Below are 25,829 nucleotides of genomic sequence, written 5' to 3' on the forward strand. Positions count from 1 at the left end.
CCGGCAGTTTTTACACTTACGTGATCGACGAGATCCCCGCCTAAGCTTGGCAATATTGTTCCGAGACGATCGACAAAACGGCTCTTACGGCAGCGACTTGCCGAGATCGCGACGCGGAACTCACCCGGCTGCCGCGCGCAGCACCGTGCGTCCCGCGCATGTGCCCGGTGAAATGCTGGTCCGAATTCAATGCATGGAGACGCGTTGACCGGTCCTCAGGGCTCTCCGTCACCGAAGAAGCCGAACTGCCCGGGCGTCTCGCGCTTCGGTTCCGGCATCTGCATGTGCCGGTAGGCGTGTCGGGTGAGGACGCGTCCGCGGGGTGTGCGCTGCACGAAGCCGCGCTGGATCAGGTAGGGCTCGATGATGTCCTCGATCGCGTCCCGCGGCTCCGACAGCGCCGCCCCGATCGTCTCGATGCCCACCGGCCCGCCCCCGAACGCGCGCGCGATCAGGCTCAGGTACTTGCGGTCCATCACGTCGAGACCCGCCCCGTCCACGTCCAAGAGCTGCAGCGCCCGGTCGGCGATCGCCCGCGTCACCGTCTCGGCCTCCGCCACCACCGCGAAGTCCCGCACCCGCCGCAAGAGCCGACCGGCGATCCGCGGCGTGCCCCGCGCCCGACGGGCGATCTCGTTGGCGCCCTCCGCCGACATGCCCAGGCCCAGCACCCGCGCGCCGCGCGCCACGATCTGCTCCAGCTCGTCGATCTCGTAGAACTCCAGCCGGATCGGGATGCCGAACCGGTCGCGCAGCGGCGTCGTCAGCAGCCCCGCCCGCGTCGTGGCGCCGACCAGCGTGAACTTCGGCAGCTCGATCTTGACCGAGCGCGCCGCCGGGCCCTCGCCGATGATCAGGTCGAGCTGGTAATCCTCCATGGCCGGGTAGAGGATCTCCTCGACCGCCGGGTTGAGCCGGTGGATCTCGTCGATGAACAGGACGTCGCGCTCCTCCAGGTTGGTGAGCTGGGCGGCCAGATCCCCGGCCTTGGCGATCACCGGCCCGGAGGTCGAGCGGAAGTTCACGCCGAGCTCGCGCGCCACGATCTGCGCCAGCGTGGTCTTGCCCAGGCCCGGCGGCCCGACGAACAGCACGTGGTCGAGCGCCTGCCCGGTCTTCCTCGCCGCCTCGATGAACACCTGCATGTTCGCCCGCGCCGCGCGCTGACCGATGAACTCGGCAAGGCTCAGAGGACGGATCGTCTGATCGACGTCCTCGGTGCGCTTCTCCGGTGTCAGGAGCGCGTTGGTCGGAGGCTTCGACTTGCTCATGAACCCTGCTTCGTGGACCGTGCCGCGGCCCGCGATGGGCGGTCTCGCAGGACGGCTGGGCACCGGCGCGTCCGGTTTTGTTCTTCCTTACCCGTGAAAGCCGGGAAGTCTAAGCGCCGCGGCCGGGCACGGTGGCCAAGTGTCGTGGCCAAGTGTCGTGGCCAAGTGTCGTGGCCAGGTGTCGCGGCCGGGCGTCAGCCCGTGTGGCGCCACCGGCGATGTGAGCGAGCGCACGGGCCGTCGCGATCGACGCAACCGGGATGCAACCGAACCGCCGGCCCGCGCATTCCTGGACCAAACCTCCAAGCATGGCCGCAGGGCGCTTCTCCCCGATGAAACTCCGTACGATCGCTGCCGCCGCAGCCGGCACCGTCATGCTCGCCGTTCCGCTCGCGGCCCAGGCCGCCACCGGCCCGGCCGAGACCAAGGTCGCCGAGGCCAACCCGCAGGTTCATCCCGTCTCGGCGGAGCGGGAGGACGACGTCACATGTAGCCGGGCGCGCCGCCGTCTGTGGATCGAGGGCGAGGGCTGGGTGGTCCGGCGGATCACCACCTGCCGCTGACCGGTGCGCACCCGGGGGCCGATCGGCTGGGCATGACGGGACCGTTACGCACTCTGCGCGACTGGAGACGCGGAACGGCCGGTGATCCGGTCTGTTGGCCCCGCACCCGGCGCGCACCGCGCCCGCCGACACCCCTCGGAGCCGGACCCATGGCCAACCGGACGATCGTGACCCTGCTCGCTCTGGCGGCGGCGGCGCCCGCGTCGGCGCAGACCTTCCGGAGCGCCGATCCCTACGCTCCGGTCGCCTACGCGCCCGGTTACGTCGCCGATCCGGGCTTTGCCGGCGAGTTCGTGCGGGGCACCTATATCGGCGCCCCGCTGACCCGCGTGCCGCGCCCGACCCAGATCGTGCCCACGCCCTGGAGCTACGGCACCTACGGCGTCCCGACGGTGACCGGCATCCAGGCCGCTCCGGCGGCCGAGCCGACCCTGACGGTGATCAACGCCGCCCCCTACGGCCGCCGCGGCGCGCGCGCCGTCGGGGCCGACCCGGTCGCGGGGGCCCGGGTCATCGCGGTTCAGGTTCCCCGTCGCTGAGCGCCGCGAACCACGCCGCGTAGGGCGTGTTGCGGACGAGGTGCCGGTTGAGGTCGGGCGCGCCGTCCGCCCACCAGACCGGGCCGCGCTCGCCGAGTCCGACCTTCGCCGCATCGACCTCGGCCCTGGCGGCGGCGAGCGCCTCCGCGGAGCCCGGCTCGCCCGCGCGCTCGGCCCGCTTGGCCTCTTTCACGCCCCGGCGCGCCGCCATCAGGCGCTGCACCAGCGCGGCCCGACAGGTTTCCGACAGGTCGGGATTCGCGCGGCGCCACAGACGCGCCCGGACAACGATATAGCGCCGATCTGGAGTGGTAATGGCCACGCTCATACCGGGGTTCAGCTCCGTTGGGGGGCGGTTAAGCCTTCCAGCTTACACCGCGGATATCGGGTGCGGGTCACGCCATGCAGATCGTCATCGTCGACTCGAGCCGCGTCGTGCTGCAGATCATCGCGTCCCTGATCGAGCCGCGCGGCCACGCGGTGCACCCGTTCACGGATTCGGAGCGGGCGCTGGAGTTCCTGGCGGCGACGCCGGCGGTCCGGGTCCTCATCACCAGCCTGGAAGTGCGGCCGCTCTGCGGGCTCGAACTCTGCTGGTCGGCCCGGCTCCTCGCCGAATCCCGCGGGCCGCTGCACGTCATCACCATGTCGTCGGCCCGCAACGTCCGCAGCCTGGCCGAGGCCCTCGACAGCGGCGCCGACGACTTCATCGAGAAGCCGCCGAGCGCCGAGGAGCTGAACGCGCGCCTGCGCGCGGCCGAGCGCCTGACCACCATGCAGGAGGAGCTGATCCGCCTCGCTGAGACGGACCCGCTGACCGGCTCCTACAACCGGCGTGCCTTCTTCAAGCGCGCGCGGGCCGCCGCGGCGCGAGACCCGAGGCCGGGCGCCGTCTCGGCGATCCTCCTCGACATCGATCACTTCAAGCGCATCAACGACGAGCACGGGCACGATGTCGGCGACGTGGCGATCAAGGCCGTGGCCGAGCTGATCGCCGGTGCCGGGATCGCGGGACGCCTCGGCGGCGAGGAATTCGCCGTCATCCTGCCCGGCCGCGGGCTCGCGGAGGCCGTGGCGCAGGCCGAGCGCCTGCGCGCCGACGTCCAGGCCCTGCGGATCCACGGGACGCAGGGTCCGATCGCGCTGAGCTGCAGCTTCGGCGTCAGCACGTGGCGCGACGGCGACAGCGTCGAGGCCCTGGTCAAGCGGGCCGATGTCGCGCTCTACGCGGCGAAGGGCGGCGGCCGGAACCGGGTGGTGCCGGATCACAGCGAGGGTATCCGCGCCGTCGCGGGCTGAGCCGGACCGCCCGTCCCGGATCGGCACAGTCCGTCGAGCGGTGTCCCACCGTCGTCCCAGATCGGCGCATTGATTCGCCGAGTATCCGTTCCTGGGGAGCGATTCGGCCAATATAAAGCTTAATATTCGCGAGTTGTTGCTGGAACGGATCTTGGAACTTCGCCTTCGATCCCGGCCGCCTGTATCAAGCCGGGAGAGAGAGGTGCGAGGTCATGAGTACGGCCGTTGGCGTCCTGATCCTGGATGAGCCGGAGGACCTGAGCGCGACGGTTCGCGCCACCCTCGAGCACATGCCCGAGTTCCACACCATCGGCGAGGCCGATCTCGATCGCGCCGACGCCGGCAGCAGCGTCGCCCTGGTCTTCCTCGACGAGATCCGGCTGGCAGACGGGATCGCCCGCATCGTCGCCCTGAAGGAGCGCCAGCCGGCGCTGCGCACGCTGGTCGCCTTCGGCGCGCTGACGGCGGACGACCTCCGCGCCCTGCTGGCCGCCGGCGCCGACGCCTTCGTGGCGCGCTCCAAGTCGCCGCGGGACCTCGGCGCGGCGCTGCTGGCGCTGGCGGAGGGCTCGGACGTGCTGGTCCCGCCGGAGCAGCCGGTGGCGATGCCGCCGGAGGCGGGCGAGAGCCTCGGGCTGACGCCCCGCGAGGCCGAGGTGCTGCGCTTCCTGAGTTCCGGGTTCAGCAACAAGGAGGTCGCGCGGCGGCTGGCGCTCAGCGTGCGAACGGTGGAGACCCACCGGCTCAACCTGCGGCGCAAGACCCAGACCGGCCGCCTCAAGGACCTCGTCTCGCTGGCCCGCCAGCTCGGCCTGGCCCCGGTGGTCGACTCCGGCGATCAGGTTCGGCGCGGCACCGACAACCGGTCCTCGGGCAACGACAACCAGTCCCGGCACTGAGAGGGGGATCGGGCGGTCTCGGCGAGACCGCCCCCCTAAGCGGCCGCGGCCGCCTTCCGGGCTCCGGACGCGCGCTTGGCCGCCGTTCCGCTCTTGGACCGCTCTGGCGCCTTCGCCCCGCGTTTCCGCGCGCCCGCCGGCTTGACCCGACCGCCGGCCTTGACGGCGTCCTCGGCGGCGGAGAGGCGCGCCTGCAGGAGTCCCAGCACCGCCGCCTCCTCGGGCCGCAGGCTCGACAGGTCCTCGCTCAGCTCCGATTCGACCGCGTCCTTCACCTGCAGGAGCAGGCCGCCCTCCAGGTAGCAGTCGAGGATCTGCGGGTGGATGTAGCACTTGCGGCAGATCGTCGGCGTGTTGCCGAGGCGGCCCGCGACGTTCTCGATGGCCGCGCGGATGTTGCGCTTGGCTCCGGCCTCGCTGTCGAAGCTCTCGAACTCCCGCAGCGCCAGCGCCGCCAGCACCGTGCCGGCCCAGGTCCGAAAATCCTTGGCGGTGAAGTCCTCGCCGGTGATCTCGCGCAGGTACGCGTTCACGTCCGAGGAGGTGACGTCGCGCTGGGTGCCGTCCGGGTCGAGATACTGGAACAGCTCCTGGCCCGGCAGGTCCTGGCAGGCCTTGACGATCCGGGCGACCCGCCGGTCCTTCAGCGACACGTCCCAGGTCTTGCCGCTCTTGCCCTTGAAGCGGAACGACAGAGCCGAACCCTCGATCCGGACGTGGGGGTCGCGCAGGGTCGTGAGGCCGTAGCTCTTGTTGGTCCGCGCGTAGTCGTCGTTGCCGACGCGGATCAGCGTGGTCTCCAGCAGGTGGACGACGGTGGCCAGCACCTTGTCGCGGGGCAGGCCCGGCCGCCTCATGTCGGCGTCGACGCGCCGGCGGATCCCGGGCAGCGCGTCCGCGAAGGCCATGATCCGCGAGAACTTGTTGGCCTCCCGCGCCTGCCGGAAGTCCGGGTGGTAGCGGTACTGCTTGCGCCCCTTCGCGTCGCGGCCGGTCGCCTGGATGTGGCCGTTCCGGCGCGGGCAGATCCAGACATCCGTGTAGGCCGGCGGGATCGCGAGGCCGCGGATGCGGGCCAGCACCCCCTTGTCGCGCACCGGCGCACCCTTCGCGTCGCAGTAGCGGAAGCCGGTCCCGCTCCGGCGGCGGGTCAGCCCGGGCCGGCCGTCATCGACGTAGACGAGCCCGGCCTCCTCGGCCGCGGCGCGGAGGTCTCCGCCGCTCTCCGCCGTCTCGACGCACGCCATGAACAGCCCCTCCCATCGACGCCGCCGGGCTGCCTCGCCCGGCGAGAAGGCCTTGGACAACCGGCGGCACGGGATCGCCGTTCCGGGCCTGCACATCCGTCGCAGGACGGGCCCCGCCGCCGTGCTAGAGGGGACGGATGCAGTCCGATGCCGAACCCGGGAACCTGCCCGTTCCGATGCGCCGCCTGGTCTTCGTGGTGACCGAGGACTGGTTCTTCGCCTCGCATTTCCTGCCGATGGCCCGCGCCGCCGTCGGCATGGGTCTCTCGGTCGCGGTGGTGACGCGGGTCCGCCTCCACCGGGCCGCCATCGAGGCGAGCGGCGCGCAGGTCGTCAACCTGGAGGCCGAGCGGGCGAGCCTCAACCCGATGGCCGCGGGCTACGCGGCCGGGCAGCTCGCCGCGATCCTGAAGGCGCTGAAGGCCGACATCGTCCACTGCATCGCCCTGCGCGGCATCCTGGTCGGCGGCACGGCCGCCGCCATGGCGGGAATCCCGTCCCGCGTCTTCGCCCTGACCGGCCTCGGCCTCGTCGGCGCCCGGAGCGACCGCCTCGGCCGGGCGGCGCGCCTCGCCCTGCGGGCGCTGATCCGGGGGCCGCTGGCCTCGTCGCGGACGCGCTTCCTCTTCGAGAACCCCGACGACGCCCTGGCCCTGGGCCTGGACCCGCTCGACCGGTCGGTGACCGTGGTGGGCGGCGCCGGCGTCGATCCCGCGATCCTCGTCCCGCAGCCGCTGCCGCCGATGCCGCCGCTGCGGGTGGCCGTCGTCGCCCGGATGCTGTGGTCGAAGGGGATCGACGTCGCCGTCGAGGCCGTCCGCCTCGCCCGGAGCCAGGGCGCGCCGGTGGAGCTGGCGCTGTACGGCGCGCCGGACCCGTCGAACCGGCGGGCGATCGGCGCCGACACCCTGCGCGCCTGGAGCCGCGACGGCATCGTCTGGCACGGGCCGACGACCGACGTCGCGGGGGTCTGGGCCGGCCACCACGTCGCCTGCCTGCCCTCGCGCGGCGGGGAGGGCCTGCCGCGGACGCTGCTGGAGGCCGCCGCCTGCGGCCGGGCGCTGGTCGCGTCCGACGTCCCGGGCTGCCGCAGCCTCGTGCGCGACGGCGTCGAGGGCCTGCTCGTTCCCCCGGACGACGCGCCGGCCCTGGCCGCCGCCCTGGCGCGCCTGAGCGGCGATGCCGGTCTCGTCGCCGGCCTGGGCGCGGCCGCGCGGGCGCGGATCGAGACCGGGGGCTTCACCGAGACCGCGGTGACCGACCAGGTCCGCGCCGTGTGGCGCGACCTGCTGGAGGCCTGACCGTGCGCGCACCGGACGATCCCGCCGGCTTCATCCGCGCCAACACCCGCTTGCTGCCCGTCCCCCACGCGCCCGAGATCCGCCTGCACGTCGCCGACGAGGCGACCGATCTCTGGCAGCGGACCGAGGAGGAGTTGCAGGCGATCGGGCTGCCGCCGCCGTTCTGGGCGTTCGCCTGGGCGGGCGGCCAGGCGCTCGCCCGCTACGTCCTCGACAACCCGGACGTCGCGGACGGCGCGCGCGCGGTGGATTTCGCCTCGGGGTCCGGCCTCGTCGCGATCGCGGCGGCCCGCGCCGGGGCGCGCCACGTCGTCGCCAGCGACCTCGACCCCTTCGCCGTCGCGGCGATCGGGCTGAACGCCGCGGCCAACGGCGTCGGCGACCGCGTCGCCGCGATCGCCGACGATCTCCTCGCCACGGATCCCCGGGCCGACCTCGTCCTGGCGGCCGACGTGTTCTACGAGCGCGACCTCGCCGAGGCCGTGACCGCCTGGCTCGTTCGCCTGCAGGCGCGCGGCGTCACCGTGCTGATCGGCGATCCGGGCCGCACCTACCTTCCGCGGGACCGCCTCGACTGCCTCGCGACCTACGAGGTTCCGGTCTCGCGCGCGCTGGAGGATTCCGAGATCAAGCGCAGCCACGTCTGGCGGCTCCGCGGATGACGGCTCCGCCGAGACGGTCCCGCCGGACCGCCGCCCGCGCGGCCGCGCCGAGGCTTTATCCGGCGCGGGAATGCGTTACCGTCGAATCGACCCGCGTCGCGTGCCGCGCATGCGCCAGGGTGTTCGGAGTCCCGGATCAGGGCGTGCTGCGGCGGAAGGTTTCGTGGTGAGTGTCGAGTCGAGTGTGAAGCCCAGCCGTGCCCGCGTCGTCGCCTTCTCGGGCAGCGCCAAGCGACCCTCGCGCACCCGCATCCTGGTCGAGGCCCTCGGCGCCGAACTCGGTCGCCTGCGCGGGATCGACCTCGCCGTGTACGACCTGATGGATGCCGGCCCGGGCCTCGGCGCGACGCAGCGGGACGACCTCTCGGCGCCCGCCGCGCGCCTCGTCGAGGCGATCGAGGCGGCGGACGCGCTGATCGTCGGGACGCCTGTCTACCAGGGCGGCTATGCCGGGCTGTTCAAACACGTCTTCGACTTCGTCGATCCGGCCCGGATGATCGGCATGCCGGTGGCGCTGACCGCGACGGGCGGTGGCCTGCGCCACGCCCTGGTGGTCGAGCACGGGCTCCGACCCCTGTTCGGCTTCTTCGCGGCCCACGTCGCGCCGACCTCGGTCTATGCCGGGTCGGACGACCTAGTGGACGGCCGCATCGTCGACGAGACCGTGGCGATCCGGCTGCGCGCCGCGGCCGCGGAACTCGCAGCCCTGCTCGACGTGTCGCGGACGGCCTCGTCCGGCGCATCCGGCTGACAGGAGACTCCCCCGGCCTGAGGCGGGCCCTAGATCGGAGGGGGACCACGCTCATCCGCGAGGGATCATGTCAGGCTCTCCGCTCACGGCCGGCAAGGCGCCGACCGCGCTGCCCGCCACCTACGTCACGGCATCCGGACTGCCGCGCTACCACCCGGTCTCGCAGGCGCTGCACTGGCTGAACGCCGCCCTCGTCCTGGCCGTGCTGCCGCTCGCCTGGGTCGCGATCAGCCTGCCGCCGACGCCCGCCAAGGGCAGCATGTTCGTGCTGCACAAGTCGGTCGGCCTGACGATCCTGGCGATCGTCGTCCTGCGGATCGTCTGGCGGATGATCCGGCCGGCGCCGCCGGACCCGCAGGCGCCGCGGCTGCTGACGCTGATCGGGCGCGTCAACCACTTCCTGCTCTACGCGATCTTCCTGATCATGCCGATCAGCGGCTACCTGCTGAGCGCGCTGTCCGGGCGCGACACGCCGTACTTCTGGCTGTTCACGATCCCGGGACTGCCGAAGGACGACGCGACGCAGAAGATCTTCGAGTCGATCCACGTGTTCGGCCAGTGGCTCGTCTACGCCCTGGTCCTGCTGCACGTCGCCGGCACGGCGTGGCACTTGGTCATCCGCCGCGACGGTCTGCTGGAGCGGATGCTGCCGGTCCAGGACGGGCGCGGCTCGTCGCGCTGACGCGCCCGTCATCGAGCGCGCGGCCGTCGTCGCGCGGTGCGCTCAATCGACGCGGCGCAGGACGAAGGTGGTGCCGACCTCGGGATCGCGCCGCCACCGGCCGTCGCCGCTCGGCACGAGGTCGATGCTGTGGCCCCGCTTGGCGGTCAGCGTCATCCGGCCCTTCGCGTACCGCCAGCGCACCGGATCGAACACCTCCAGGCCGCTGTCGTGGCAGCCGGGGACGATGTGCACGCCGCCGCCGACCCCGTCGAGGTTGATCCGGCAGGTATCGCGCTGCTGGAAGCGGTCGAGGGCGTAGAGGCCCGGCGCCGGCCCCGCCGAGGCGGTCGCGGCCGAGGCGGTCGCCGGCGGCTGCGGCTCGGCCGCCACCGGGGCCGCGGTCTGGAGCGGGGAGGGGGCCGGGCTCGCCGGATCCGTCGGCGCTGTCTCGGGCGCGGCGGCCGCGTCGGCCGGCCGCATCGCGACGATGTCGAGGGGAACGAGACTGTAGCGCTCGCCGCCCTCGGCCTGGGCGACGAGGCTGCGCTGGTCCGGCCGCTTGGCGAAATCGAGGACCGGGCGGACGTTGCGATCTACGAGGCGGACGGCCCCGTCGACGAAGAGCCAGCCGGCGACGCTGTTCAGGACCGGCAGGGCCCGTCGGCATCCGGCCGGGAAGCGCAGCCGCTGCCCCGCCTCGCCGCTGTCGAGCACCAGCGTCATGACGCAGCGGCGGTTGGTGCCGTCCCGCGACAGGTCCCAGGTTCCAGGCACCTGCCCGAGCTTCTCGGGGAGGCTCGGCGGCGCGGTCGGAGCCGGGGGCGCCGAGAGCGTCTCCGCGGCCGGAGGTGGGGACGGCGGTGCGGCCTCGTCTGTGGCGGCGGGCACGTCCTGGGCGGCGGCCGGCCGGACGATCGCGGCGGCCGCGATCAGCGCCGATGCGGCCAGCAGGGCGGCCGTAGCCTGTCTCACGCGGTCGGTCTCCAGGGTGTCTCGGCGACGGGCGTCAGCGGACCCCGTCCCTCGAACCACGAGACGACGTTGTCGACGACGAGCTGGGCCATCGCCGCGCGGGTGTGCTCGGAGGCCGACCCGACATGCGGCAGCAGCACCGTGTTGTCGAGGGCGGCGAGATCCGCGGGCACGTGCGGCTCGTTCTCGAAGACGTCGAGGCCGGCGCCGAGGATCGTGCCCGCCTTCAGCGCCGCGGTCAGCGCCGCCTCGTCGACCAGGGTGCCCCGGGCGACGTTGATCAGGATGCCCTCGGGACCGAGCGCCTCCAGCACGGCCGCGTCCACGAGGTTGCGCGTGTCGGCACCGCCGGGCGCCACCACGATGAGGATGTGGACCGCGCGGGCGAGGCCGATCAGCGTATCGTGATAGGTGTAGGCGACGTCCGCCTGACGGCTGCGGCCGTGATAGTCGATCGCGACGCCGAAGCTCTCCAGGCGGTGGGCGATCGCCCGCCCGATCCGGCCGAGACCGAGGATGCCGACCCGCCGCCCGCGCAGCGATGCCGTGAGCGGGAAGGGCGCCTTGGGCCAGTGGCCGTCCCGCAGGTAGCGGTCGGCCTGGGGGATCCGCCGCAGGGTGGCGAGGGTGAGGCCGAGGGCGAGGTCGGCGACCTCGTCGGTGAGGACGTCCGGCGTGTTGGTGACGACGATCCCGCGCCGCTGCGCCCCGGCGGCGTCGACGGCGTCGTAGCCCACGCCGAAATTCGCGATCAGCTCGAGGTTCGGCAGCCGGTCCATCAGCGCCTCGTCCACCCCGCCGCCGACGCAGAGCGCCCGGATCCGCGGGCCGATCTCGGCGAGCAGGGCCTCCGGGTCCGCGGCCTCCGCCAGCCGGTGGACCCCGTACCGCCCCGCGAAGGCCTTCTCCACCAACGGGTGCATCTTCCGGAGCAACAGGATCTCGACCGGGGCCTCAGCCATCGTTCACTCCCACGTTCGGCCGCGCGTCGGTGTCGGCCGCCTCCCCCGTCCCGGCATAGAGCCTGTGCGGGGTGGGGCGCCAGCGCGCAGGAGCGGCCGGCGGTGACAACCGCGCGGATCAGCCGGGCGGCCGTTCGGCCGGCACAGGGCTCGCCTCTTTCGAAAACCGCGCGCGATGCCTACTAAGGACCACGCATCATCGCGAGAGTTCTGCACCGACCCCAATCGCCGAAGACGAAGACCGATGACCAGCCCGCGCACCCTCTACGACAAGATCTGGGACGACCACGTCGTCGATGTCCAGCCGGACGGCTCCAGCCTCCTCTACATCGACCGGCACCTCGTCCACGAAGTGACGAGCCCGCAGGCCTTCGAGGGTCTTCGCGTGGCCGGCCGCAAGGTGCGCCATCCGGAGAAGACGTTGGCCGTCGTGGACCACAACGTCCAGACCTCGGACCGCTCGCAGGGCATCGAGGATCCCGAGAGTCGCACGCAGCTCGAGGCGCTCGCCGAGAACGTGCGAGACTTCGGCATCGAGTTCTACGACGCCCTCGACCGCCGCCAGGGCATCGTCCACATCATCGGCCCGGAGCAGGGCTTCACGTTGCCCGGCCAGACGATCGTGTGCGGCGATTCGCACACCTCGACGCACGGCGCCTTCGGCGCGCTGGCCCACGGCATCGGCACCTCGGAGGTCGAGCACGTGCTCGCCACCCAGACCCTGGTGCAGCGCAAGGCCCGGAACATGCGCGTCTCCGTCGATGGCACGCTGCCGCCCGGCGTGACCGCGAAGGACATCATCCTGGCGATCATCGGCGAGATCGGGACCGCCGGCGGCACCGGCCACGTCATCGAGTATGCCGGCGAGGCGATCCGCGCGCTCTCGATGGAGGGCCGGATGACGATCTGCAACATGTCGATCGAGGGCGGTGCCCGCGCCGGCATGGTCGCCCCCGACGCGACGACCTTCGCCTACGTGAAGGACCGCCCGAAGGCGCCGAAGGGCGCGGCCTTCGACGCGGCCCGCCGCTACTGGGAGAGCCTCGTCACCGACGCCGGCGCGCATTTCGACCGCGAGGTGCGTCTCGATGCGGCCAACCTGCCGCCGATCGTCAGCTGGGGCACGAGCCCCGAGGACGTGATCTCGATCCAGGGCCGCATCCCGGACCCGTCCGAGATCGCCGACGAGAACAAGCGGCAGTCGAAGGAGAAGGCGCTCGCCTACATGGGCCTGACGCCGGGCACCCGGATCACCGACATCACCCTGGACCGGATCTTCATCGGCTCCTGCACCAACGGCCGCATCGAGGATCTGCGCGAGGTCGCGCGGGTCGTCGGCGACCGGAAGGTGCACGAGGGCGTCTCGGCGATGATCGTGCCGGGCTCCGGCCTCGTGAAGGCGCAGGCCGAGGCCGAGGGTCTCGACAAGATCCTGAAGGCGGCGGGCTTCGACTGGCGCGAGCCGGGCTGCTCGATGTGTCTCGGCATGAACCCGGACAAGCTGCGTCCGGGCGAGCGCTGCGCCTCGACGTCGAACCGCAACTTCGAGGGCCGCCAGGGTCCCCGCGGACGCACGCACCTCGTGTCCCCAGCCATGGCGGCGGCCGCGGCGGTCACCGGACACTTCGTCGACATCCGGGAGTGGCCGCAGGGCTGAAATCGCGATTGACGCCGGCGGCTCCGTTGCCTAAACGGAGCCGTCGCCGGCCGATGGCCGACGGCGAGCCCAGGTGGCGGAATTGGTAGACGCGCTGGTTTCAGGTACCAGTCTCGCGAGAGGTGAAGGTTCGAGTCCTTTCCTGGGCACCAAATGCCTGACAGCAGCCCGCCAACGCATTGGCGGGCTTTGTTGTTTCTGGGGTGCGGGATCTGCGGACCGAGGATGCGGGCGCCCGTCCCGCCTCTCGGGCCGTCAAAGCCCGACCCACTGTCCGCGTATCGGTCGCCCCGTTCGACCGACCGGCCCCGGCGCTGTGCCGCCGTTTCCTCGGCTGTGGCGAGCCATGCGATCACGGAGCGGCGAGGAGGCACGGCGGTAGGAGTGGTCGTCCGGGCCTCAGGGGGCGCCGTTCGACCTGGAGACCGGAACCGCGCTGCCATCCCGCGCGTAGACGAGGTCTCGACAATTCCCCCAGCGAGATCACCTCGAACCGCCCGGCTCCGGCCGTGGCGGTTTTTTCGTGCCCCGCGCTGCGACAGCGCCGTGCTCGCGGCAGCGTGACGTCCCTCCGGGGATCCACGCAAACCCGCCGGCACGGCCGCGCCGGCTTCTCCCGATCACGCTGCGGTGACGCGCCGGTAGCTCGCCGCGAAAGCCTGGGCTTCCTCGTGCGTCAGATCGGTGACCACCAGCCCCGGCGCGTAGACCGTCCAGCGGCCGTCGTTGTCCTCCGATATACGGACTTCGACCACCGCGGACCTCCTCGATTGCGAGTGGAAGCTCACCGCTACTCTCGCGAATTGTTGTGGGGGCGCAATACCTCTTAAGGTGCTGGGGTTTCCTCCGGCACGGAGAAGCGGCGGCATCCGCGGGAGCCCATTTCCCGGCAGGGGCACGCCCCGCGTGACCGCTACAGCCAGCGCTCGTCGAGGTCCGTGGCGTTCCTGTCCGCGACGGGCTGCGTCTCGTCACCCTCGGCGAACACCACCACGTCGTCCGGTCCGACGTCGCGGGTCGCGTAGAAATCCCAGCGCCGGTGGATCACGCGCGGACCGCCGAAGATCCGGTAGGCGTTCCAGTACCGGTCGTCCCGGAAGCCGACATAGTGGACGCAGCGGGTCGCCATCGGCTCACCGGAGGCGGGCCATCAGCCGGGCCAGGCGCGGCCGCAGCGGCAGCGACAGCCGGTAGGCCAGCTCGGCGACCGGCAGAATCGGCCGGACACCGAGGACGCGCAGGTCGACCAGGCGGCCGAGCCAGCGCCAGCCGGGCAGTGTCTGCCAGAGGCGCGCGAACGCGGCGGCGCCGGAGATCAGCTGCCCGTCCGCGGTCCGGACATGGAAGCGGCGCATGGCGCGGGCTCGGTCGAGATCCGCGCCGAGCGCCGGCTCGGGTGCCCCGGAGCCGACATCGACGAAGGCGAGCCGGTCCGCGCCGGCGCACCGGCGATACTGGTCGATCTCGGCCCGGCACAGTGGGCAGTCGCCGTCGTAGTAGACGCTGAGCCGCCCGTCGGAGCGATCCTCGGCCATGGCCGCGCCGGTGCTCAGGGGCTCAGTTCGCGGGCGGGCTCAGGACGAGCTTGCCCTTGAAGGGCGCGTCGGCGTTGCGCGTGCTGGTGCAGGCGTACTCCTCCTGCCCGGCCTTCATCGTCCGCAGGCGCAGCGTGCCCTTGCCGTTCTGCTTGACCGTGTAGCCCTTCTCGCTGGCGACATGCACGAGGTCTCCGTCGGCGTGCAGCACGAGGCCGTTCTCGAACTGCCCGGGCGCGGTGATCGTCACCGGCGCGTCGGCGCTGCTCACGATCTTCAGCGCGACGTTGGTTTCGGCCGGAAGCTTGAGTTCGGCCGGGTCGCAGACCGGCTTGCCGTCCTTCAGGCTGATCGTCAGCTCCACGGGCGGCATCGCGTCTGTGGCGGGCGGCGGCAGGGGCTTGCCCTGAGCCAGGGCCGGCCCTGCGGCCAGGACAGCGGAGAGAGCCAGGAGCGTCGCCGATCCGCGCGCGAGTGTCAGCATGTGGGTTCAGTCCCGATTGGAGGGGCAGCGCGCTCCGCCGAGCACACCGCCGGGAAAGGCGGCGCGGTCAGCGACGTTCCCGGGCGCAACGCCGCACCCGGGCGGATGCCAGCGATCGCGCCCGCGGGTCCCGCCGCCGGATCAGCCGGCATATCCCGGGGGCGTCACGCGGTATAAGGACCCGCTTCGGTTTTGAGTGAGGTCGATTCGCGTGCGGTCCGGTTCAAGGCTCTCCGAGCGCTGGTTCACGCTGGCGCTCTGGCTCGTCGCGCTGGTCTTCGCGTGGTTCCTGATCGGGCTCGGCTCGCTGGTCGTCGGCGATCTGCCGCAGGTTGAGCACCGCTACACTCTCGACCAGTTCCTCGACACCGACCAGGGCACGGCGTCGGCCGAGGCCCTCAAGCAGATCCGCCGGGAGCAGGACGACAACCGCCGGACGGTCGAGCAGGACCAGCTCGCCCTCGAGGCTGCGCAGGCCGCCTCCGAGGGCGCGCGCGAGACCTTCGCCAACTGGCTGAAGACCCGCGACGCCACGCAGCGGGTCGACCAGGATCCCGGGCTCATCGCGCGCACGCAGCAGCTCGACGCGCTGAAGGCCGCCGAGCGCACCATCGAGGAGCGGCTCGCGGCCCTGGCGCGGACGGGGCTCGACCTGTCGGAGCGCGAGGCGGCGCAGCTGCGCGTGGACACCGATCTGCGGGCCGCCGCGCAGACACGCCTCGACGCGGCCGAGCGCGGCCAGGAGCTGCGCGTCTTCGGCTATCGCCTCGCCCTGACGCTGCCGCTGCTGGCCCTCGCCGGATGGCTCCTGCTCAAGCGCCGCCGCACCCGCAACTGGCCCTTCGTGTGGGGCTTCGCCTTCGCGGCGGCCTTCGCGTTCTTCGTCGAGCTCGTGCCCTACATGCCGAGCTACGGCGGCTACGTGCAGTACGGCGTCGGCGTGATCGTCACCCTGGTCGCGGGCCGGGCGGCGATCAACGCGCTGCACGCCTACCGCGCCCGGCAGGCCGTGGTGGAGGCGCGCCCGGACGCCGAGCGGCGGACCGAGATCGCCACCGACCAGGCCCTGGCGCGCCTCGCCAAGAAGGCGTGCCCGGGCTGCGAGCGGCCGATCGCCCTCGACGACGCGAGCACGAATTTCTGCCCCCATTGCGGGCTCGGCATCTTCGCGCACTGCCCATCCTGCGCACAGCGCAAGAGCACCTTCGAGCGCTTCTGTCGGGCCTGCGGCACCCGGAGCCCGGATCTCGCGAGCGAGGCGCCCTGAGGCCGCCCGGGCACCCGGGCACGCCTCAGGCGTTGTCGCCCCGGATCGCCGCGATGACCGCGTCGGTGACCTGACGGGTCGTCGCCGTGCCGCCGAGGTCCGGCGTGTGCAGGTTCGGATCCGCGGTGACCCGCTCGACCGCGCGCATCAGCCGGTCGGCCGCCGGCTTCTCGCCGAGGTGCTCCAGCATCTGGCACGCCGTCCAGAAGGTCGCGACCGGGTTGGCGATGCCCTTGCCGGCGATGTCGAAGGCCGAGCCGTGGATCGGCTCGAACATCGACGGGTAGGTCCGCTCCGGGTTGATGTTGGCGGTCGGCGCGATGCCGAGCGACCCGGCCAGCGCCGCCGCGAGGTCCGACAGGATGTCCGCGTGCAGGTTCGTCGCCACGATCGTGTCGAGGGTCTCGGGCTTCGTCACCATGCGCATCGTCATGGCGTCGACCAGCATCTTGTCCCAGGTCACGTCCGGGAAGTCCTTCGCGACCGCGGCGGCGATCTCGTCCCACATCACCATGGCGTGGCGCTGGGCGTTGGACTTGGTGACCACGGTGAGCAGCTTGCGCGGACGGGAGCGGGCGAGCTCGAACGCGTAGCGGATGATCCGGTCGACCCCCGAGCGGGTCATCATCGAGACGTCGGTGGCGACCTCGTTGGGATGGCCCTGGTGGACCCGGCCGCCGACGCCGGCGTACTCGCCCTCCGAGTTCTCCCGCACGATCACCCAGTCGAGCTCCGGACCCGAGACGTTGCGCAGCGGGCTGGTGATGCCCGGCAGGATCCGGGTCGGGCGGACGTTGGCGTACTGGTCGAAGGGCTGGCAGATCGCGAGCCGCAGGCCCCAGAGGGTGATGTGGTCGGGCACGTCCGGCGCCCCAACCGCGCCAAAGAAGATCGCGTCGTGGTTCCGGATCTGGTCACGGCCGTCGGCCGGCATCATCGCGCCGTGCCTCTTGTAGTAGTCCGATCCCCAATCGAAATGGTCGAACTGGAAGGCGAAGGAGCCGGTCTTCTCGGCCAGCGCGTCGAGCACCTCGATGCCGGCGGCGATGACCTCGACGCCGATGCCGTCCGCGGGGATGGCCGCGATGGTGTAGGTCTTCGTCATGGGAGTCTTCTCGTGTGTCTTCGGGGGCGAGACGAGAAAGCGAGCGCGTGACGGTGGGCGCGGGCTCGGTGTCCGGATCGGGACGTGTAACGTTTTGTGACACTGTGCAGTTTCGCGTTGCCGTGCCGCCGGCCGCCCCTATGCTCGCCCCATGCACGAGGGCACCACAATCGCCATCGTCGAGGACGATCCCGACATCCGCGCCCTGCTCGCCGGCTACCTGGAGGGCGAGGGGTTCCGCGCCGTCGCCCTCGACGGCGGCGCGGCCCTCGACCGCCTGATCGCGGCGGGCCCCGCGCCCGACCTCGTCGTCCTCGACTGGATGCTGCCCGGCGAGGACGGCCTCTCCATCTGCCGCCGCCTCCGCGACGCCGGTGGCCCGCCCGTCGTGATGCTGACCGCCAAGGATGAGGACATCGACCGGGTCCTCGGCCTGGAGATGGGCGCCGACGACTACGTCTCGAAGCCGTTCAACCCGCGGGTCCTGCTGGCCCGGATCCGCGCGGTCCTGCGACGGGCCCACGGCGTCGGCGGCCAGCCCGCCGCGGCCGCCTCCGAGCGTCTCAGTGTCGCCGACCTCGTCGTCGATCTCGCGGCCCGCACGGTGATCACCGGCGATCCCGCCGCCGAGATCCCGCTGACCAGCGCCGAGTACGACCTGCTCCACTGCTTCGTCACCCGGCCGCAGAGGGTGCTCTCGCGCGACCAGCTCCTCGACTGGACCCGGGGCCGGACCGCCGACGCCTTCGACCGCACCATCGACGTCCAGGTCAGCCGCCTGCGGCACAAGCTCGACGCCTCGGGCAGTCAGGCCGCGTCCCTGCTCAAGACCGTGCGCAATGCCGGCTACATCCTGGCCGCCCCGGTCCGCTCCGGAACGCCGTGATGGGCCGCGTCGGGCTCCTCGGGCGCATCATGCTGCTCCTGCTCGGCGCCCTCTCTCTGCTCGTCCTCGCCACCGTGGCCCTGGATCACTGGCAGCGCCGGGAGGAGCGGCTGCCCGCGGGCTCGCGCTTCCCGCGGGTCGACCAGGCCGCCGGCATCATGACGCTGCTGCGCGACGCGGATCCCGCCCAGAGGCCGGCCATCCTGAAGGCGGTCAGCGGCGAGGTGCTGCGGGCCGAGATCGCCGACGCGCCGCCCGACACCGTCGACCTGATCCGCGAGCCCCGCCTGGAAACCCGGATCCGGCGGATGACGGCCGAGCCGGCCGACCGCGTCCAGGCCTACACCGACGCCGCCCTGCTGCGCCGCGGCGTCGATCCGGCCAACATCGCGCAGGCCGAGCGCGCCGGGCCGATCGGACGCCTCGCGCTGGCGACTTACCGGCTGCCCGACGGCCGGTACGCCGTGATCAGCGCGGCCGAGCATCATCGCTCGCTCATGCCGTGGCTGTTCGGCCAGCCGCTGAGCCTCTGGGTGGCGGTGCTCGGCGCCGCGGCGGCCGGTCTCGTCCTGGTCGGCACGCGCCACGAACTCGCACCGCTGCGCCGCCTCACCGACGCGGTCTCCCGGTTCGACGGCCGCGCCCCGGAGCGGGTGAGCGCGCCCCGGGGGGCGCCCGAGATCCGGCGTCTCGCCCAGGCAGTGCAGGGCATGCAGGAGCGGATCGCCGGCCTCATGGCCGAGCGCTCGCTGCTGATCGGCGCCATCTCGCACGACCTCAAGACCTACCTGACGCGGCTGCGCCTCCGCGCCGAAGTGGTGGCGGAGCCGATGCTCCGGGACAAGCTCGTGGCGGATCTCGACGCCATGACCGAGCTGATCGAGGCGTCCCTGGGGTTCGCCCGCGGCACCGCCGTCGAGGCGACCCGGGCGCCGGTGGATCTCGCCGATCTCGTCGCCGTCGAGGTGGCCGAGCACGCCGCCCAGGGCGCCACGATCAGCCTGACCGGCGAGGAGGTGCGGGACGCCACCGTGGCCGGTGACGCGGTCGCCCTGCGCCGGGTCGTGGCCAACCTGATCGGGAACGCCGTCAAGTTCGGACGCTCCTCGGTGGCGGTGGGGGTGAGCCGGGCCGGGACGGTGTGCCGGATCGTCGTCGAGGATGACGGGCCGGGCATTCCCGAGGCGGAGCGGACGGCGGTGTTCAGCCCGTACTACCGGGTCGAGCGCTCGCGCAGCCGACAGACCGGCGGGACAGGCCTGGGCCTCGCCATCAGCCGGCAGATCGCCGAGGCCCACGGCGGCACGGTGGTGGCGGAGGCCGGCGCGGACGGCGGCGCGCGGCTCGTCGTGACCCTGCCGAGCCTGTCCTGACGGCGGGCCGCAACGGGCCCGCAACCGGCCGTTACACATCGTTACAGGACGGCGCTCCCCGGTCACATCCGGGCAGCGCGCGCGGACGAACCTTCGCTCACACGCCGCGGCGGATCCTCCGTCCCGGCGGCGGCAGCCGGCCCCGGGCCGCGCTGACCGATCGAGCAGAAGGAGATCACCGATGTTGAAGGTTCTCGCTCCCGCCGCCCTCGTCGTGAGCCTCGCGGTGCCCGCCTCGGCGCTGCCGCTGGTGCAGGACGCCGTCTCCGACGGCGCCGACGGCGCCCGGATCATCCAGGTCTACGGCGGCTGCGGTCCCTACGGCCATCGCGGCCCGTACGGCGGCTGCCGCACCGGCGGCCAGTGGGGCGGCTACATCCGCGGCCGCTCGTGCCCGGCGGGCTTCCACATCGGCCCCTACGGCCGCCGCTGCTGGCCGAACTGAGACGCCGGGACGCTCGATCGCGTCCCCCGTTCCGCGTCCGGCCCCGCGGCCGGGTTCCCGTGGAGACACTCCCGGAGTTGAATCATGATCCGCACTCTCGTCCTGCCCGTGGCGCTCGCCGCGGGGGTTCTGTTGGCCGGCTCGAGCGCCGAGGCGCGCGACGGCTGCGGGCCCGGCTTCCACCGCAACGTCTACGGCTGGTGCCGGCCGAATCTGGGCTACAGGCCGTTCGTCTACGTTCCGGTCTATCCGCGCGTCGGCGACCGGTGGCACTACGGCTACCGCTGGCACCGACGCTTCGCGTGGGGCGGCGGCTATCGCTGGGGCGGCTTCCGCCATGCCGGCTGGCATGGGGGATGGCATGCGGGATGGCGCGGCGGCTGGCATCGGGGCTGGCACGGTGGCTGGCACCACGGCGGCTGGCACCATCGCTGGTGACCCCGTGCCGGATCCGGCCGCGCCCGTCCGCTACGGCAGGACGAGGCCCGACGCCGCGTAGGTCAGGGCCGCGACCAGGGCCGCGGCCGGCATCGTGATCACCCAGGCGATCACGATGCCCTGCGCGACGTTCCAGCGGACCGCCGAGACCCGGCGGGCGGCGCCGACGCCGACGATGGCGCCCGTGATCGTGTGGGTGGTCGAGACCGGGATGCCGAAGGCCGTCGCGGCGAACAGCGTCGCGGCGCCGCCGGTCTCGGCGCAGAACCCCTGCATGGGCGACAGCCGCGTGATCTTCGACCCCATCGTGTGGACGATGCGCCAGCCGCCCATCAGGGTGCCGAGGGCCATGGCGGTCTGGCAGGACAGCACCACCCAGAGGGGCACGTGGAAAGCCCCGCTCTCGCCGTGGGCGTAGAGCAGGGCCGCGATGATGCCCATGGTCTTCTGGGCGTCGTTGCCGCCGTGGCCGAGGGAGTAGAGCGAGGCCGAGACGAACTGGAGGCCCCGGAACACGCGGTCCACGGCGTGCGGCGTCGAGCGGACGAAGATCCACGAGACGGCCAGCATCAGCAGCAGCCCGAGGGCGAAGCCCAGGGCGGGCGAGAGGACGATGGCGGCGCTGGTGGCGATGACGCCAGGCCAGACGATCACGCCGACCCCCGCCTTGGCGATGCCGGCGCCGAGCAGGCCCCCGATCAGGGCGTGGGAGCTGGAGGACGGGATGCCGGCGTACCACGTGACCAGATTCCACGTGATAGCGCCGCCGAGCGCGCCCATGATGACCCGGTCGTCCACCGTCGCGACGTCGATAATGCCCGAGCCGACCGTGCCGGCGACGTGCAGGCCGAAGACCAGGAAGGCCACGAAGTTGAAGAACGCCGCCCAGAACACGGCGTAGCGGGGCGCCAGCACCCGCGTCGACACGATCGTGGCGATGGAGTTCGCGGCGTCGTGCAGCCCGTTCAGGAAGTCGAAGACCAGGGCGAGGACGATGAGGACGACGAGGAGCGTCACGCGGCGACCTGCGGCTCAGACATGTTCGACGACGATGCTGCTGATCTGGTTCGCCACGTCCTCGAACCGGTCCATGACCTTCTCCAGGTGGCCGTACAGCTCGGACCCGACGAGGAAGGCCATGGGGTCCCGCCCCGAGGCCTTGAACAGGGCTTTCAGCCCGTCATTGTGCAGGTCGTCGGCCCGCCCCTCCAGCTCGATGACGCGCTCGGTCAGGCTGTTCAGCGCGGCGGCGTTCTCGCCGAGGGCCCGCAGCTTCGGCAGCGCCTCGGCGGTGACCTGCGCGGCCTCCTGGATGACCGCGCCCATCTCGCGCATCGCCGGCTCGAAGGTGGTCACCTCGAAGAGCTGGACCGCCTTGGCGGTCTTGAGCATCTGGTCGATGGCGTCGTCGAGGGAGCCGACCAGGGCCTGGATGTCGCCGCGGTCGAACGGCGTGATGAAGGTCCGGCGGACCGCCAGCAGCGCCTCGCGGGTGATCCCGTCGGCCGCGTCCTCGTGGGCCGCGATCGCCGCGTAGGCCGACGGGACGGCCTGAGTCCCGTCGAGAAGTCCTCGCAGGGCGGCCGCGCCGTCCTCGAGCGTCCGCGCGTGACGCTCGAAGAGATCGAAGAACCGGTCCTCCCGCGGCATCAGGGCGCGAAACCAAGCCAGCATGGCGTGTCCGGATCGAGAGGTCGGCGCGGCGGCCGGGTGCGACGGCACCCGGCAGGCACAACGGGCGAGAGCGCCGACCCGATCCGGGAGCCGGCAAACAATCTGCCAGCGGGGCGGCGCCGGCCGGCGCCGCTCAGCGGACCGGGATGGCGGCGGCGTGGAGCCAGCCGAAATCCACCGGGTAGCCGAGCCCGTGCAGCATCTTGACCCGCTTCCAGGAGGCCGACCGCGCCGCGGCCGCGTCCTGCCCGGCGTCGATCTCGGCGCTCTCCATCTCCTGGAGCTCGCGGGTCAGCGACTCGCGCAGGCCTGCGGCCTTCATGTTGCCGAGCGCGGCGGTGAAGGCCTGCTCGGCGATCCGAACCTGATCACAAATCTGACGCACGCTCATCAGTACCGATCCCTCCAGCCCGGCGTGAACACTGCATTTCCGCAGTGAACAGGTAGCTATCACGCGCGCCGGCGGCGGGAGATGTACGTCTTTGGTGCAGCGCTAGTCACCGCATGGGGAGCAGGCCGGGTCGCCGCATCGTCCGCGGCGGACGCGCCCAGCGCCGCTTGCGCCCGAAGGTGCGGCGCGGATCGGCGAGACGCGCGTCCATCTCCATCTTGCGACCCAACCGCGGCTGGACGCTGGCGCCGATCGCCACCAGCGCGGCCGAACCGATCAGCGCCACGAGTACCGCACCCCAGAACACGCTCTCGAACATCAGGCACTCCCGGTCTGGAGCCCCGCCGCGGACCGTTCCGGACTGCGGACGATTGCTGATGAAGCTAGACCATTCCCGCGAATGTAATCAACGCCCTGTATCGCCGGGTATTCGACTGTCGACAACTGATTGCGCCCACCCGCGACGCCCGCGCGTGGTGGGCGTCCCGTCCTTGCGCGGGATCAATGCGCGCGCCGCCCCGGTCTCCCACGATCCCCGCGCCCAACCGGAGCCCGGACCATGCGCCTCTATCGCGTCACCTTCTACAAGACCGTCGCGGACGATACCGGCCACGAGCACCGGGTGCGGCAGCGCGCGATCCTGGTCCGGGCGCCGTCGGAGGTGTCGGCCGTCTGGCAGGCCAAGGCGCTGCTCTGCGCGGGGGCCCGGGTGGTCGACTGGCGCCTGCGCGCCGACAGCTGCGAGGTCGCCGCCCTGCCGGCCGCCGCGTAGGTCGACCGGACCTGCGGGCACCGGGACCGGCCCGGATCCGCGCCGGCCATCGACGCCGCACCCGAGCCCGTCCCTCTCGCTTCCGGGACGTGCGGGTGGATCCGAGACGACGAGGTTCGGCCTCCGCGCTCGGCCTCGTGACCGGGACCGCGCCCCGGCCGCAACGTCAGCGGGTGCGGCACCGCACGCCGCGGGACCGGGCCCGTCCCGCTGCGGCCCCATTCCGCTGCGACACGGCCCCGGTCGGCGAGGCGATCGCCAGCGCCCGCTCCCTCTGCCTCGCGGTGGCGGCGACGATCCCGACGCCGGCCCCCCGCTCCCCGCCGAGCCCGCCTCGGCGGGCCGGGCCGATCGGGGCGGATTTTACCAAGCGTTCATCCTCCGGGTGTCCGATCCGGAGGGTCACAGGCGGGAAAGCGGAAGCGATGCCGAGCGAGACGAACCGAGCGATTCAGGATGCCCCGGCGCAGGAGCCGATCCTGGAACTGTGGCGCATCCTCGCCCTCGCGCTGATCGTCGCGGCCGGCATGCTGTTCGTCCATCTGGTCGTGCCCGCCGAGGCCGACGCGGCCCCGGTCGCCACGGCGCAGATCGCGGGCGCCCAGATCCTGCGGTGACGGGCACGGCCTGACAGGCGACCCCGACGCGGCGCCCGAGCCGCCCCCGGCCGCCCCGCCTACTCGCCGCGCGCCGCGCCGAGCCCGGCCTGATCCAGCGCACTCGCGGCCGCCCTCAGCTCGCGCCGGGCTTCGGCGATCGCCGTCTCCTTCTCGTCGCCCTGCGCGTTCAGGGCCTCCAGGAAGGCGGTCCAGTCCGCGCGGGCACTGCTCGGGATCTGGCCGTCGAGCTTCTGGCGCAGCAGGGCGACGCGGCCCTCGGGCGTCGCGACCGTCGGGGCCGCGGCGTCGGCGTCGTACACGCCGACCGCGCAGGTCTGGTCCCCGGCCCGGGTGTAGTAGGTGGTCTTGGGCTCCTCGACGGTGCTGCCCGGCTTGGGGAACAGGTAGCGGATCACCGAGATCTGGCCGGGCCTGGCCGTGTCCAGCATCGTGCGGATGAAGTGGTGGCCGGTCCGGTCGTGCAGGTCGCGGACGTCGTGCCCCTTCAGGATCGGGTTCGGGTGGGCGGTCATGACGCCGTCCGCATCGATACAGAACACGTAGGTGTCGGCGGTGCGGAACCCGCGCGTGCCGTCGGTGAAGTCCTGGAGCGCCCGGGTCCGGTCGGCTTTCAGGGCCCGATCGACGCGGCCGAGCATCCAGGAGGCGAGGCCATTCGGGCTCGGATCGTCGCAGGATACCGGAGCCTCACCGTCACCGCAGGCCCGGGCCGGCGCGACCGGTCCCAGTCCGAGCAGCGCGAGGATCGCCAGTCTCGAAGCCCTGGACGCCATCGGCCTCTCCCGCTTTCAACATGACGTGTCGAACCGGTGGAATGAGAGACCTGTCAGCCTGAACCGGTCATCACCCGAACAAGGGATGACAGGGCGAGAGACGCCGCACTGCCTCACTGCATCGGCAGCGGCACCGCCTCCACGGCGACGTCGCCGATGCCCCGGGCGGCGAGGGCCGCGCGCAGGGCGTCGGTCAGGCAGGTGCCGGCCGTGAAGGCGCCGAGCGCCGAGCCGTGCCGGTCCGCCTCGCGGGGGAGGGGGCCGATCAGCTGCACGACGCGCCGGGCGATGGCGGGCGCCGGGTCGATCCAGGTCACCGGCCAGGGCGCGACCGCCTGGAGGCGCGGCAGCAGCAGCGGATAGTGGGTGCAGGCGAGGCAGACCACGTCGGTGCGCCGCCCGTCCGCCTCGGTGACGAAGCAGGGGGCGATCTCGGCGGCGAGGGTGGCGTCGTCCACCGGCGCGCCCGCGAGCTCGGTCTCCGCGAAGCCGGCGAGGTTCTGCGAGCCGACCAGCGTCACCGCGCAGGAGCCCGCGTAGGTCGCGATCAGGTCGTGGGTGTAGGAGCGCGCCACCGTGCCGGGCGTCGCCAGCAGGGTCACGAGCCGCGAGCGCGTCGCCTCGGCGGCGGGCTTGATCGGCGGGACCACCCCCACGAAGGGCGTCGTGAAGCGCTGGCGCAGCGCCGGGAGCACCAGCGTCGAGGCGGTGTTGCAGGCGATGACCACGAGGTCGGGCCGGTGGGTCGCGACCAGCCGCTCCATCACGGCGAGGACGCGGGCGACGAGGGTCGCCTCCGAGAGCCGGCCGTACGGGAAGGCGGCGTCGTCGCCGACATAGACGTAGCGGGCATCCGGGCGGGCGCGCCGCACCGCGTCGAGGACGGTCAGGCCGCCGAGGCCGGAATCGAACACCAGGATGGTCGGCTCTGCGGCGCAGCGCAGAGCGGCGGCGGACAGGCTGGCCCCGGCCATCAGATCGATCCGCATGAGAACCCCGGACTCCTCGAAGAGCGTCCCAAAATCTCGGCAGCGAGGGTTAAGGCGGTGTCACTGCGGCGAGAGAAAGACCCGTGATCCCCAACCCGTTCCGTTAACCGCCGTGCCGACGCGGCGAAGAGGCCCGGTGGGCCGAGCGGCGACCGCGCGCCGACCAGGCGCACACGAAGCCGCCGCGTCCGCTCTTGCAGAGGTTGTCGGAACACGGCCGGAACATATCTTCTGCGCGCCGGCCGGGGTCGAGAAGACGGTTCTCGGTCAGGCCCGAAAAAAGGGATCAT

32 protein-coding genes and 1 tRNA gene are annotated in these 25,829 nt (G+C 72.4%); 17 read left to right on the top strand and 16 right to left on the bottom strand.

All coding sequences use genetic code 11. The features are described from left to right. Positions 1-215: 215 nt before the first annotated feature. Positions 216-1,271 (bottom strand): Holliday junction branch migration DNA helicase RuvB, encoded by a 1,056-nt coding sequence (gene ruvB / locus ABIC30_RS17270; RefSeq protein ID WP_091679881.1) that lies wholly within the window; start codon positions 1,269-1,271, stop codon positions 216-218. A 332-nt stretch (positions 1,272-1,603) separates the two neighbouring features. On the opposite strand from ruvB, the gene ABIC30_RS17275 reads away from it, so the two are divergent. Both ABIC30_RS17275 and ABIC30_RS17280 read left to right on the top strand, forming a co-directional pair. Further along, complete coding sequence (locus ABIC30_RS17275; RefSeq protein WP_354455812.1) at positions 1,604-1,834, top strand: hypothetical protein; 231 nt, start codon at positions 1,604-1,606, stop codon at positions 1,832-1,834. A 149-nt stretch (positions 1,835-1,983) separates the two neighbouring features. Next, the gene (locus tag ABIC30_RS17280) at positions 1,984-2,373 is read left to right on the top strand and encodes a hypothetical protein (protein WP_354455813.1); all 390 of its coding nucleotides are present in this window, start codon (positions 1,984-1,986) and stop codon (positions 2,371-2,373) included. Here the strand turns inward: ABIC30_RS17280 and ABIC30_RS17285 are convergent. Next, positions 2,345-2,701: a hypothetical protein gene (locus ABIC30_RS17285; RefSeq protein ID WP_354455814.1), complete on the bottom strand. Its 357-nt coding sequence runs from the start codon at positions 2,699-2,701 to the stop codon at positions 2,345-2,347. The two genes, ABIC30_RS17280 and ABIC30_RS17285, sit on opposite strands and share 29 nt — an antisense overlap. 74 nt (positions 2,702-2,775) lie before the next feature. Here ABIC30_RS17285 and ABIC30_RS17290 point away from each other — a divergent pair, with 74 nt between their 5' ends. Both ABIC30_RS17290 and ABIC30_RS17295 read left to right on the top strand, forming a co-directional pair. Then, on the top strand, positions 2,776-3,672 hold the full coding sequence (locus ABIC30_RS17290) for a GGDEF domain-containing protein (RefSeq protein ID WP_354455815.1): 897 nt from the start codon (positions 2,776-2,778) through the stop codon (positions 3,670-3,672). Between the two features lie 212 nt (positions 3,673-3,884). Further along, positions 3,885-4,571 carry a LuxR C-terminal-related transcriptional regulator gene (locus tag ABIC30_RS17295; RefSeq protein ID WP_091679872.1) on the top strand — a complete coding sequence of 229 codons (687 nt, stop codon included), beginning with the start codon at positions 3,885-3,887 and terminating at the stop codon, positions 4,569-4,571. A gap of 35 nt (positions 4,572-4,606) precedes the next feature. Here the strand turns inward: ABIC30_RS17295 and ABIC30_RS17300 are convergent, their stop codons facing one another. Continuing rightward, a complete protein-coding gene (locus ABIC30_RS17300; protein ID WP_042669279.1) occupies positions 4,607-5,818 on the bottom strand; it encodes a DNA topoisomerase IB in 1,212 nt (403 codons plus the stop codon). 137 nt (positions 5,819-5,955) lie between these two features. Between ABIC30_RS17300 and ABIC30_RS17305 the strand changes: the two genes are divergently transcribed. The 4 genes from ABIC30_RS17305 (at position 5,956) to ABIC30_RS17320 (ending at position 9,214) form a co-directional block, all read left to right on the top strand. Beyond that, on the top strand, positions 5,956-7,119 hold the full coding sequence (locus tag ABIC30_RS17305) for a glycosyltransferase (RefSeq protein ID WP_354455816.1): 1,164 nt from the start codon (positions 5,956-5,958) through the stop codon (positions 7,117-7,119). A gap of 2 nt (positions 7,120-7,121) precedes the next feature. After that, the gene (locus ABIC30_RS17310; RefSeq protein ID WP_020095846.1) at positions 7,122-7,781 is read left to right on the top strand and encodes a class I SAM-dependent methyltransferase; all 660 of its coding nucleotides are present in this window, start codon (positions 7,122-7,124) and stop codon (positions 7,779-7,781) included. A 184-nt stretch (positions 7,782-7,965) separates the two neighbouring features. Next, positions 7,966-8,532, top strand: a complete 567-nt coding sequence (locus ABIC30_RS17315; RefSeq protein ID WP_020095845.1) for an NAD(P)H-dependent oxidoreductase — start codon at positions 7,966-7,968, stop codon at positions 8,530-8,532. A gap of 67 nt (positions 8,533-8,599) precedes the next feature. Next, positions 8,600-9,214 (top strand): cytochrome b, encoded by a 615-nt coding sequence (locus ABIC30_RS17320; RefSeq protein WP_354455817.1) that lies wholly within the window; start codon positions 8,600-8,602, stop codon positions 9,212-9,214. Positions 9,215-9,256: 42 nt separating this feature from the next. On the opposite strand, the gene ABIC30_RS17325 is transcribed toward ABIC30_RS17320, so the two are convergent. Both ABIC30_RS17325 and ABIC30_RS17330 read right to left on the bottom strand, forming a co-directional pair. After that, positions 9,257-10,168: an AprI/Inh family metalloprotease inhibitor gene (locus ABIC30_RS17325; RefSeq protein ID WP_354455818.1), complete on the bottom strand. Its 912-nt coding sequence runs from the start codon at positions 10,166-10,168 to the stop codon at positions 9,257-9,259. After that, on the bottom strand, positions 10,165-11,130 hold the full coding sequence (locus tag ABIC30_RS17330; RefSeq protein WP_354455819.1) for a 2-hydroxyacid dehydrogenase: 966 nt from the start codon (positions 11,128-11,130) through the stop codon (positions 10,165-10,167). The genes ABIC30_RS17325 and ABIC30_RS17330 overlap by 4 nt, the downstream gene beginning before the upstream one ends. 244 nt (positions 11,131-11,374) lie before the next feature. On the opposite strand from ABIC30_RS17330, the gene leuC reads away from it, so the two are divergent. After that, positions 11,375-12,787, top strand: a complete 1,413-nt coding sequence (leuC, locus tag ABIC30_RS17335) for a 3-isopropylmalate dehydratase large subunit (RefSeq protein ID WP_020095841.1) — start codon at positions 11,375-11,377, stop codon at positions 12,785-12,787. A gap of 67 nt (positions 12,788-12,854) precedes the next feature. Beyond that, positions 12,855-12,939 (top strand) — tRNA-Leu (locus tag ABIC30_RS17340). Between the two features lie 468 nt (positions 12,940-13,407). Here the strand turns inward: ABIC30_RS17340 and ABIC30_RS17345 are convergent. The 4 genes from ABIC30_RS17345 to ABIC30_RS17360 all read right to left on the bottom strand — a co-directional run bounded on the left by ABIC30_RS17345 (position 13,408) and on the right by ABIC30_RS17360 (position 14,806). Beyond that, positions 13,408-13,542 carry a hypothetical protein gene (locus ABIC30_RS17345; RefSeq protein WP_354455820.1) on the bottom strand — a complete coding sequence of 45 codons (135 nt, stop codon included), beginning with the start codon at positions 13,540-13,542 and terminating at the stop codon, positions 13,408-13,410. 158 nt (positions 13,543-13,700) lie between these two features. Beyond that, a complete protein-coding gene (locus ABIC30_RS17350) occupies positions 13,701-13,916 on the bottom strand; it encodes a hypothetical protein (protein WP_012317770.1) in 216 nt (71 codons plus the stop codon). A 4-nt stretch (positions 13,917-13,920) separates the two neighbouring features. Further along, entirely contained in the window at positions 13,921-14,322 is a 402-nt protein-coding gene (locus ABIC30_RS17355) for a thiol-disulfide oxidoreductase DCC family protein (protein WP_354455821.1), read from the bottom strand. Positions 14,323-14,344: 22 nt separating this feature from the next. Further along, complete coding sequence (locus ABIC30_RS17360; RefSeq protein WP_354455822.1) at positions 14,345-14,806, bottom strand: cupredoxin domain-containing protein; 462 nt, start codon at positions 14,804-14,806, stop codon at positions 14,345-14,347. Positions 14,807-15,017: 211 nt separating this feature from the next. On the opposite strand from ABIC30_RS17360, the gene ABIC30_RS17365 reads away from it, so the two are divergent. Then, positions 15,018-16,073, top strand: coding sequence for a zinc ribbon domain-containing protein (locus ABIC30_RS17365; protein ID WP_056525360.1), 1,056 nt, complete (start codon positions 15,018-15,020; stop codon positions 16,071-16,073). A 25-nt stretch (positions 16,074-16,098) separates the two neighbouring features. Here the strand turns inward: ABIC30_RS17365 and ABIC30_RS17370 are convergent, their stop codons facing one another. Beyond that, positions 16,099-17,178: a tartrate dehydrogenase gene (locus ABIC30_RS17370; protein ID WP_056525363.1), complete on the bottom strand. Its 1,080-nt coding sequence runs from the start codon at positions 17,176-17,178 to the stop codon at positions 16,099-16,101. A gap of 151 nt (positions 17,179-17,329) precedes the next feature. Between ABIC30_RS17370 and ABIC30_RS17375 the strand changes: the two genes are divergently transcribed. The 4 genes from ABIC30_RS17375 (at position 17,330) to ABIC30_RS17390 (ending at position 20,320) form a co-directional block, all read left to right on the top strand. Beyond that, positions 17,330-18,064 carry a response regulator gene (locus tag ABIC30_RS17375; protein ID WP_354455823.1) on the top strand — a complete coding sequence of 245 codons (735 nt, stop codon included), beginning with the start codon at positions 17,330-17,332 and terminating at the stop codon, positions 18,062-18,064. After that, positions 18,064-19,437, top strand: coding sequence for a sensor histidine kinase (locus ABIC30_RS17380; RefSeq protein ID WP_354455824.1), 1,374 nt, complete (start codon positions 18,064-18,066; stop codon positions 19,435-19,437). Before ABIC30_RS17375 ends, ABIC30_RS17380 begins: the two co-directional genes overlap by 1 nt. 181 nt (positions 19,438-19,618) lie before the next feature. Further along, positions 19,619-19,882 carry a GCG_CRPN prefix-to-repeats domain-containing protein gene (locus ABIC30_RS17385; RefSeq protein WP_020095833.1) on the top strand — a complete coding sequence of 88 codons (264 nt, stop codon included), beginning with the start codon at positions 19,619-19,621 and terminating at the stop codon, positions 19,880-19,882. Positions 19,883-19,966: 84 nt separating this feature from the next. After that, the gene (locus ABIC30_RS17390; protein WP_020095832.1) at positions 19,967-20,320 is read left to right on the top strand and encodes a GCG_CRPN prefix-to-repeats domain-containing protein; all 354 of its coding nucleotides are present in this window, start codon (positions 19,967-19,969) and stop codon (positions 20,318-20,320) included. Positions 20,321-20,350: 30 nt separating this feature from the next. On the opposite strand, the gene ABIC30_RS17395 is transcribed toward ABIC30_RS17390, so the two are convergent. The 4 genes from ABIC30_RS17395 to ABIC30_RS17410 form a co-directional block, all read right to left on the bottom strand. Next, on the bottom strand, positions 20,351-21,337 hold the full coding sequence (locus ABIC30_RS17395; protein ID WP_020095831.1) for an inorganic phosphate transporter: 987 nt from the start codon (positions 21,335-21,337) through the stop codon (positions 20,351-20,353). 15 nt (positions 21,338-21,352) lie between these two features. Next, positions 21,353-21,994: a DUF47 domain-containing protein gene (locus ABIC30_RS17400; RefSeq protein ID WP_020095830.1), complete on the bottom strand. Its 642-nt coding sequence runs from the start codon at positions 21,992-21,994 to the stop codon at positions 21,353-21,355. A gap of 133 nt (positions 21,995-22,127) precedes the next feature. Next, the gene (locus ABIC30_RS17405) at positions 22,128-22,385 is read right to left on the bottom strand and encodes a hypothetical protein (protein WP_020095829.1); all 258 of its coding nucleotides are present in this window, start codon (positions 22,383-22,385) and stop codon (positions 22,128-22,130) included. Positions 22,386-22,491: 106 nt separating this feature from the next. After that, entirely contained in the window at positions 22,492-22,704 is a 213-nt protein-coding gene (locus ABIC30_RS17410) for a hypothetical protein (RefSeq protein WP_020095828.1), read from the bottom strand. 240 nt (positions 22,705-22,944) lie between these two features. Here ABIC30_RS17410 and ABIC30_RS17415 point away from each other — a divergent pair, with 240 nt between their 5' ends. Beyond that, a complete protein-coding gene (locus ABIC30_RS17415; protein WP_020095827.1) occupies positions 22,945-23,157 on the top strand; it encodes a hypothetical protein in 213 nt (70 codons plus the stop codon). A 425-nt stretch (positions 23,158-23,582) separates the two neighbouring features. After that, a complete protein-coding gene (locus ABIC30_RS17420; RefSeq protein ID WP_020095826.1) occupies positions 23,583-23,774 on the top strand; it encodes a hypothetical protein in 192 nt (63 codons plus the stop codon). A gap of 59 nt (positions 23,775-23,833) precedes the next feature. Here the strand turns inward: ABIC30_RS17420 and ABIC30_RS17425 are convergent, their stop codons facing one another. Both ABIC30_RS17425 and murI read right to left on the bottom strand, forming a co-directional pair. Next, a complete protein-coding gene (locus ABIC30_RS17425; RefSeq protein ID WP_354455825.1) occupies positions 23,834-24,550 on the bottom strand; it encodes a cache domain-containing protein in 717 nt (238 codons plus the stop codon). Positions 24,551-24,663: 113 nt separating this feature from the next. After that, positions 24,664-25,539 (bottom strand): glutamate racemase, encoded by an 876-nt coding sequence (murI, locus tag ABIC30_RS17430; protein WP_042674021.1) that lies wholly within the window; start codon positions 25,537-25,539, stop codon positions 24,664-24,666. Positions 25,540-25,829: the final 290 nt, after the last annotated feature.

This window comes from Methylobacterium sp. 1030 (assembly GCF_040544715.1).
GTDB lineage: Bacteria > Pseudomonadota > Alphaproteobacteria > Rhizobiales > Beijerinckiaceae > Methylobacterium.

Excerpts from the sequence above, each read along its gene's own strand:
- ABIC30_RS17410 (WP_020095828.1), bottom strand. The coding sequence starts at position 22,704 with ATGTTCGAGAGCGTGTTCTGGGGTGCGGTACTCGTGGCGCTGATCGGT.
- ABIC30_RS17400 (WP_020095830.1), bottom strand. The coding sequence starts at position 21,994 with ATGCTGGCTTGGTTTCGCGCCCTGATGCCGCGGGAGGACCGGTTCTTC.
- ABIC30_RS17295 (WP_091679872.1), top strand. The coding sequence starts at position 3,885 with ATGAGTACGGCCGTTGGCGTCCTGATCCTGGATGAGCCGGAGGACCTG.
- ABIC30_RS17355 (WP_354455821.1), bottom strand. The coding sequence starts at position 14,322 with ATGGCCGAGGATCGCTCCGACGGGCGGCTCAGCGTCTACTACGACGGC.
- ABIC30_RS17320 (WP_354455817.1), top strand. The coding sequence starts at position 8,600 with ATGTCAGGCTCTCCGCTCACGGCCGGCAAGGCGCCGACCGCGCTGCCC.
- ABIC30_RS17330 (WP_354455819.1), bottom strand. The coding sequence starts at position 11,130 with ATGGCTGAGGCCCCGGTCGAGATCCTGTTGCTCCGGAAGATGCACCCG.
- ABIC30_RS17305 (WP_354455816.1), top strand. The coding sequence starts at position 5,956 with ATGCAGTCCGATGCCGAACCCGGGAACCTGCCCGTTCCGATGCGCCGC.
- ABIC30_RS17290 (WP_354455815.1), top strand. The coding sequence starts at position 2,776 with ATGCAGATCGTCATCGTCGACTCGAGCCGCGTCGTGCTGCAGATCATC.
- ABIC30_RS17280 (WP_354455813.1), top strand. The coding sequence starts at position 1,984 with ATGGCCAACCGGACGATCGTGACCCTGCTCGCTCTGGCGGCGGCGGCG.
- ABIC30_RS17390 (WP_020095832.1), top strand. The coding sequence starts at position 19,967 with ATGATCCGCACTCTCGTCCTGCCCGTGGCGCTCGCCGCGGGGGTTCTG.
- ABIC30_RS17415 (WP_020095827.1), top strand. The coding sequence starts at position 22,945 with ATGCGCCTCTATCGCGTCACCTTCTACAAGACCGTCGCGGACGATACC.
- leuC (WP_020095841.1), top strand. The coding sequence starts at position 11,375 with ATGACCAGCCCGCGCACCCTCTACGACAAGATCTGGGACGACCACGTC.
- ABIC30_RS17350 (WP_012317770.1), bottom strand. The coding sequence starts at position 13,916 with ATGGCGACCCGCTGCGTCCACTATGTCGGCTTCCGGGACGACCGGTAC.
- ruvB (WP_091679881.1), bottom strand. The coding sequence starts at position 1,271 with ATGAGCAAGTCGAAGCCTCCGACCAACGCGCTCCTGACACCGGAGAAG.
- ABIC30_RS17385 (WP_020095833.1), top strand. The coding sequence starts at position 19,619 with ATGTTGAAGGTTCTCGCTCCCGCCGCCCTCGTCGTGAGCCTCGCGGTG.
- ABIC30_RS17380 (WP_354455824.1), top strand. The coding sequence starts at position 18,064 with ATGGGCCGCGTCGGGCTCCTCGGGCGCATCATGCTGCTCCTGCTCGGC.
- ABIC30_RS17425 (WP_354455825.1), bottom strand. The coding sequence starts at position 24,550 with ATGGCGTCCAGGGCTTCGAGACTGGCGATCCTCGCGCTGCTCGGACTG.
- ABIC30_RS17420 (WP_020095826.1), top strand. The coding sequence starts at position 23,583 with ATGCCGAGCGAGACGAACCGAGCGATTCAGGATGCCCCGGCGCAGGAG.
- murI (WP_042674021.1), bottom strand. The coding sequence starts at position 25,539 with ATGCGGATCGATCTGATGGCCGGGGCCAGCCTGTCCGCCGCCGCTCTG.
- ABIC30_RS17375 (WP_354455823.1), top strand. The coding sequence starts at position 17,330 with ATGCACGAGGGCACCACAATCGCCATCGTCGAGGACGATCCCGACATC.
- ABIC30_RS17370 (WP_056525363.1), bottom strand. The coding sequence starts at position 17,178 with ATGACGAAGACCTACACCATCGCGGCCATCCCCGCGGACGGCATCGGC.
- ABIC30_RS17360 (WP_354455822.1), bottom strand. The coding sequence starts at position 14,806 with ATGCTGACACTCGCGCGCGGATCGGCGACGCTCCTGGCTCTCTCCGCT.
- ABIC30_RS17405 (WP_020095829.1), bottom strand. The coding sequence starts at position 22,385 with ATGAGCGTGCGTCAGATTTGTGATCAGGTTCGGATCGCCGAGCAGGCC.
- ABIC30_RS17275 (WP_354455812.1), top strand. The coding sequence starts at position 1,604 with ATGAAACTCCGTACGATCGCTGCCGCCGCAGCCGGCACCGTCATGCTC.
- ABIC30_RS17285 (WP_354455814.1), bottom strand. The coding sequence starts at position 2,701 with ATGAGCGTGGCCATTACCACTCCAGATCGGCGCTATATCGTTGTCCGG.
- ABIC30_RS17300 (WP_042669279.1), bottom strand. The coding sequence starts at position 5,818 with ATGGCGTGCGTCGAGACGGCGGAGAGCGGCGGAGACCTCCGCGCCGCG.